The 3,271-nt window shown below is 69.7% G+C and carries 3 protein-coding genes; 2 read left to right on the forward strand and 1 reads right to left on the reverse strand.

Going from position 1 to position 3,271, the window contains the following annotated elements; genetic code table 11:
- On the forward strand, nt 1–1,046 hold a 1,046-nt coding region (locus HY68_RS10790), incomplete at its 5' end, for a class E sortase (RefSeq protein WP_107070071.1).
- 140 nt (nt 1,047–1,186) lie between these two features.
- On the forward strand, nt 1,187–1,855 hold the full coding sequence (locus HY68_RS10795; protein ID WP_241778759.1) for a class E sortase: 669 nt from the start codon (nt 1,187–1,189) through the stop codon (nt 1,853–1,855).
- A gap of 86 nt (nt 1,856–1,941) precedes the next feature.
- Here the strand turns inward: HY68_RS10795 and HY68_RS10800 are convergent.
- On the reverse strand, nt 1,942–3,271 hold a 1,330-nt coding region (locus HY68_RS10800; protein ID WP_041995661.1), incomplete at its 5' end, for a Stk1 family PASTA domain-containing Ser/Thr kinase.

Here is a 3,271-nt window from a genome sequence, read left to right on the forward strand (position 1 = left end):
CCGTCCCGCTCGCCGAGCCCGCACCACCCACTCGCGTCCAGCCCGCCGTGCCCGCCCAACCCGCGCCGCCTGCCCAACCCGCCCCTCCCGTACGGCCCGTGGCGCCCGTGCTGGACGACGAGACCGTCGGGCTGCGTACGGCCGATCTGCGCCGCGCCGTCGAGGCGCAGGAGGCGGCGGACGCCGAGAGCGCCTCCGTGGACGCCGAGCCGCGCCCTGGAGGCCGCGCCGAGCGCCGGAAGGCGGCGAAGGGCGGCCGGGGACGTCCGCGCCCCCAACAGGCGGCGACAGCAGCCGCCACGGCCGCTGGCGGCGCGTCCGCCCGCCCGCTGTCCCGGGTCGAGGCGCGGCGCGCGGCCAAGGCACTGAAGGACAGCCCGGGGGTCATCGCCAGCCGCGCCGTCGGGGAACTGTTCATCACCTTCGGCGTCCTGATGCTGCTCTTCGTCACGTACCAGCTCTGGTGGACGAACGTGGCGGCCGACCAGTACGCGGGCAAAGAGGCGAACAAGATCCAGGACACCTGGAAGAACAACAAGGGCCATCCGGCGGGCGTCTTCGAGCCGGGACAGGGCTTCGCCATCATGCACATCCCGAAGCTGGACGTCGTCGTGCCGATCGCCGAGGGCACCAGCAAGTCGAAGGTCCTCGACCACGGGATGGTCGGCCACTACTCCGAGGGCAGCCTCAAGACGGCGATGCCGTCCGACAAGACGGGCAACTTCGCGGTGGCGGGCCACCGCAACACCCACGGCGAACCGTTCCGCTACATCAACCGGCTGAAGCCGGGCGACGAAGTGGTCGTCGAGACGCAGGACACGTACTACACGTACGACGTGACAAACACGCTCCCGCAGACGCCTCCGTCGAACGTCAGCGTGATCCAGCCGGTGCCGCAGGGCTCCGGTTTCACCAAACCCGGGCGGTACATCACGCTCACGACCTGTACCCCGGAATTCACCAGTACCTATCGAATGATCGTGTGGGGCAAGATGGTCGGCGAACAGCCACGCAGCAAGGGCATGCCCGACGCTCTCGTGGACTGACCGCCCGTCGACCGGGCGGACGGACGAATGGGACGGGGACGGTTGCGGTGGCAGCGACGACCGAGAGCGGCGAACAGCCCGACACCGAAGCCGACACCGGTACCGACACCGTCCGCAGGACCCGCGGCCCTGTCGCGACGGTGGTCAGCGTCTTCGGTGAACTGCTCATCACAGCGGGCCTGGTGCTCGCGCTCTTCGTCGTCTACTCGCTGTGGTGGACGAACGTCCTCGCCGACCGCGAGGCCGCCAAGCAGGGTAACCAGGTGCGCCACAACTGGGAGGCGGGCGGCGGCGGGGCCGGCGACAACGGGCCGCCGCCGTTCAACACCAAGGACGGCATCGGCTTCCTGCACGTCCCCTCGATGAAGAACGGCGAAGTCCTCGTCAAGAAGGGCACCGACACCAAGACCCTGAACGAGGGCGTCGCCGGCTACTACGACGCCCCGGTCAAGTCGGCGCTGCCCTGGGACAAGACGGGCAACTTCACGCTGGCCGCGCACCGCGACGGCCACGGCGCGAAGTTCCACAACATCCACCAGGTGGACGTGGGCGATCCGGTCGTCTTCGAGACGAAGGACACCTGGTACGTCTACAAGGTCTACAAGGAGCTGGAGAAGACCTCGAAGTACAACGTCAACGTGCTCGCGCAGGTCCCCGAGGAGTCCGGCAAGACCAAGCCGGGCCGCTATCTCACGCTCACGACCTGCACGCCGATCTACACGTCGGACTACCGCTTCGTCGTCTGGGCCGAGCTGGTGCGCACGCAGAAGGTCGACGCGGACCGCACCCCGCCGCCCGAACTGCGCTGAGCCGCCGCCTCCGACGTACGGAACCGAGGTACCAGGAGAGCCCCGCCGCCCGTGAGGGCGCCGGGGCTCTCCTCGTACGGGGGTGGCTAGTCCTCGGTGCGGTAGGCGACACCGTTCGGGCCGCCGAAGAAGCCTCCGCCGCCTCCGCCGTTGTCGTTACCGCCATTGCCGCCGTTGTCGCCTCCGCCGCCCGGGGCACCCACGGTGTTCAGCGTCACCTTGGAGCCCTTGGGGGCCTGCTGGCCGGGGCCCGGGGTGCTGTTGATCACAATGGCGTTGTCGTCGCCCGGCTGGCCGGGAGCGACCTCGGCGGTCAGGCCGAGGCTGCCCAGCAGGGCCTTGACCTCGCCCAGCGGCCTGCCTTGGATCTGCTGGTTGGCCGGCAGCGTGACCATTTCCTGCTTCGGGCCCTTGGAGACGTCCAGGGTGACCTTGCTGCCCTTGTCCGCCTTGCTGTTGCCCGCCGGGTCCTGCTTGACGACCTGGCCCGCCGGCTGGTCGCTGTCCACGTCGTTCCTGGCGACCTCGAAGCCGGTCCCCTGGAGCTGGGCCGTCGCGGCGTCGATCTGCTTGCCGACGACCGGGGCCACATTGACCTGGGCCTTCTTCGCGATCTTCAGCGTGATCTCGGAGTTCTTCTCGGCCTGCGCGCCGCCCGCCGGGTCCTGCGAGATGACCGTGCCCGGGTCCTGGTCGTCCGACTCGACCTGCTTCGTGTCGACCTTGAAGCCCTTGTCCTCCAGGATCGAGGTGGCGTTCTCCTCGGTCTTCTCCGTGACGTCGGGCACCTCGATCTTGGGGGCGCCCTCGGAGACGACGACGTTGATCGTGTCACCGGTGTTCATCTTGCCGCTCGCGGGATCCTGGCTGCAGATCGCGCCCTTGGGCTGGTCGCAGCGCTCGGAGCCGGACTGGGCGACCTTCACGTCGGCGTTGGTCGCGAGCGTCTGCGCCTCGCTGAGCGGCTTCCCGACCAGGACCGGCACCGGCACCTGCGCGGTGTCGTCCCCGTCGCCGCTGAAGACGGACTTGCCGATCAGGATCGCGCCGACGAGCACGAGGATGCCCGCGGCCACGAGCAGGATCGTGGAGGTGTTGGACTTCTTCTGGCGGCGCCGGTCGGGCCGGTCGTCGTAGCCCTGGTACCCGCCGTCGTCCGGGTTGGCCGGCGGCAGCATCGACGTCTGGCCCGCCGGGTCGGTGGGCCGCAGCGCCGTCGTCGGCTGGTCCTGCCCGCCGTAGCCGTAGCCGACGGAGCCCATGGCCGCGGTGGCGGCGACGGGCTGGCCGTCGAGGCACGCCTCGATGTCGGCGCGCATCTCGTCGGCCGACTGGTAGCGGTAGTTCGGGTCCTTGACGAGGGCCTTCAGCACGATCGCGTCCATCTCGGGCGTGATCTCGGGGTCGTAGACGCTC

It is taken from the genome of Streptomyces sp. AcH 505 (genome assembly GCF_000818175.1).
In the GTDB taxonomy this organism is placed as follows: Bacteria; Actinomycetota; Actinomycetes; order Streptomycetales; family Streptomycetaceae; genus Streptomyces.